The sequence below is a fragment of the Kitasatospora sp. MY 5-36 genome (assembly GCF_001182915.1).
Taxonomy (GTDB): domain Bacteria; phylum Actinomycetota; class Actinomycetes; order Streptomycetales; family Streptomycetaceae; genus Kitasatospora.
In genome coordinates, this window is record NZ_LFVW01000979.1 from 1 (window position 1) to 2,739 (window position 2,739).

Consider the following 2,739-nt stretch of genomic DNA (forward strand, 5'->3'; position numbering starts at 1 on the left):
GCCCGGCCGCCGCGACGGCCGCGGGCGGCGCGCCCGCGCGGGTGCGTGCGGCGCGCTGACGCCTGTGCGTTAGGCGCGTCTACGCCGTCGCCCGGTCGGACCTCCCCGGACTCGCGGGGCTCCCCGTCGGGACTTTTCGAGGCGTGTCCGGTGCTCTTTTGACGAAGTCGGGTGCCGCGCTTTCCCCGCCGATTCCTGTTCGCTCACGGCGAACAGGGGGCCGGGAACATCCGGCGCCCGTGAAGCCTTAGTCAGGTCGACTCAAGTTCACTGACTGGGGAGAGATCATGGCATCGACGTCCACACCGCTCACCCTGCCCGTGCTGCCGCTCGACGACGAGGTCGTCCTGCCGGGCATGGTCGTCCCGCTGGACCTGAAGGACACCGAGGTGCGCGCCGCCGTCGAGGCCGCCCGGGCCGCCGCCACCGGCGCCGGCAAGCCGCAGGTCCTGCTGGTCCCGCGGGTGGACGGCTCGTACGCGGCGGCCGGCACGCTGGCCACCGTGGAGCAGGTCGGCCGGCTGGCCGACGGGGAGCCGGCCGCGCTGGTGCGCGCCGTGCGCCGGGTCCGGATCGGGGTCGGCACCACCGGCCCCGGCGCCGCCCTCTGGGTGGAGACCACGCCGTTCACGGAGTCCTCGGTGGGCACCCCGGTGGCCGGCCGGGCCGCCGAGCTGGTCAAGGAGTACAAGGCGCTGTCCACCCAGTGGCTGCGCAGGCGCGGCGCCTGGCAGATCGTCGACCGGGTGGCGCAGATCGAGGGCGTCGGCGAGCTCGCCGACAACATCGGCTACGCGCCCTTCGCCACCGCCGAGCAGAAGCTCAAGGTGCTGCTGGAGGCCGACCAGGTCGCCCGCCTGGAGTACGCGCTCGCCCTGCTGCGCGACCACCTCGCCGAGGAGGAGGTCAACGACACCATCCGCAAGGACGTCGAGGAGGGCGTGGCCAAGCAGCAGAAGGAGTTCCTGCTCCGCCGCCAGCTGGAGGCCGTCCGCAAGGAGCTGGCCGAGCTGAACGGCGACCCGGCCGACGAGGAGGGCGACTACCGCGCCCGGGTCGAGGCCGCCGACCTGCCGGAGAAGGTCCGCGAGGCCGCGCTCAAGGAGGTCGACAAGCTGGAGCGCTCCTCCGACCAGTCGCCCGAGGGCTCCTGGATCCGCACCTGGCTGGACACCGTCCTGGAGCTGCCCTGGAACGAGCGCACCGAGGACGCGTACGACATCGCCGGCGCCCGCGCGGTGCTGGACGCCGACCACGCCGGCCTGGCCGACGTGAAGGAGCGGATCGTCGAGTACCTGGCCGTCCGCAAGCGCCGGGCCGACCAGGGCCTCGGGCTGATCGGCGGCCGCCGCGGGGGAGCGGTGCTGGCCCTGGTCGGGCCGCCCGGAACGGGAAAGACCTCGCTCGGAGAATCGGTGGCCCGCGCCATGGGCCGGAAGTTCGTCCGGGTCGCGCTCGGCGGCGTCCGGGACGAGGCGGAGATCCGCGGCCACCGGCGCACCTACGTCGGCGCGCTGCCCGGCCGGCTGGTGCGGGCGATCAAGGAGGCCGGCTCGATGAACCCGGTCGTCCTGCTCGACGAGATCGACAAGGTCGGCTCCGACTACCGGGGCGACCCGGCCGCCGCCCTGCTGGAGGTGCTGGACCCGGCGCAGAACCACACCTTCCGGGACCACTACCTGGAGGTCGAGCTCGACCTCTCCGACGTCGTCTTCCTCGCCACCGCCAACGTGCTGGAGTCCATCCCCGGGCCGCTGCTCGACCGGATGGAGCTGGTCCGGCTGGACGGCTACACCGAGGACGAGAAGGTCGTCATCGCCCGCGACCACCTGCTCCCGCGCCAGCTGGAGAAGGCCGGTCTGGGCGGCGGGCAGGTCACCGTGGACGAGCCGGCGCTGCGCAGGCTCGCCGGGGAGTACACCCGGGAGGCGGGCGTCCGCACCCTGGAGCGCTCGATCGCCCGGGTGCTGCGCAAGATCGCCGCACAGGCCGAGCTGGGCGAGCGCGAGCTGCCCGCCGCGGTCGGCGCCGAGGACCTGCGCGCCCTGATCGGCCGGCCGCACCACGTGCCGGAGTCCGCCCAGGAGCCGGCCGAGCGCCGTACCGCCGTCCCCGGCGTGGCCACCGGCCTCGCGGTGACCGGCGCCGGCGGCGACGTCCTCTACATCGAGGCCTCGCTGGCCGACGCCGAGACGGGCGGCACCGGGCTGACCCTCACCGGGCAGCTGGGCGACGTGATGAAGGAGTCCGCGCACATCGCGCTCTCCTACCTGCGCTCGCGCGGCGCCGAGCTGGAGCTGCCGGTCACCTCGCTGCGCGACCGCGGCGTGCACCTGCACATCCCGGCCGGGGCCATCCCCAAGGACGGGCCGAGCGCCGGCATCACCATGACCACGGCGCTGGCCTCGCTGCTCTCCGGGCGCAAGGTGCGCACCGACGTGGCGATGACCGGCGAGGTGTCGCTGACCGGGCGGGTGCTGCCGATCGGCGGGGTGAAGCAGAAGCTGCTCGCCGCCGACCGGGCCGGGGTCACCACGGTGATCATCCCCAGGCGCAACGAGGCCGACCTGGACGACGTCCCGGCCGAGGTGCTGGAGCGGCTCACCGTCCACCCGGTGGCGGACGTCCGGGAGGTGCTGGAGCTGGCGCTGGAGCCGGCCGGGGCCGCGGTGCTGGTCGCCGCCTGACCGGCTCGCTCCGGCCGCCGCCCCGGCCGCCGCTCCGACCGCCGCCCGGGCC

General features: G+C 74.8%; 1 protein-coding gene. It reads left to right on the top strand.

From position 1 onward, the window contains the following. Positions 1-287: 287 nt before the first annotated feature. Positions 288-2,687 carry an endopeptidase La gene (gene lon / locus AE652_RS39095; protein ID WP_049660270.1) on the top strand — a complete coding sequence of 800 codons (2,400 nt, stop codon included), beginning with the start codon at positions 288-290 and terminating at the stop codon, positions 2,685-2,687. Positions 2,688-2,739: the final 52 nt, after the last annotated feature.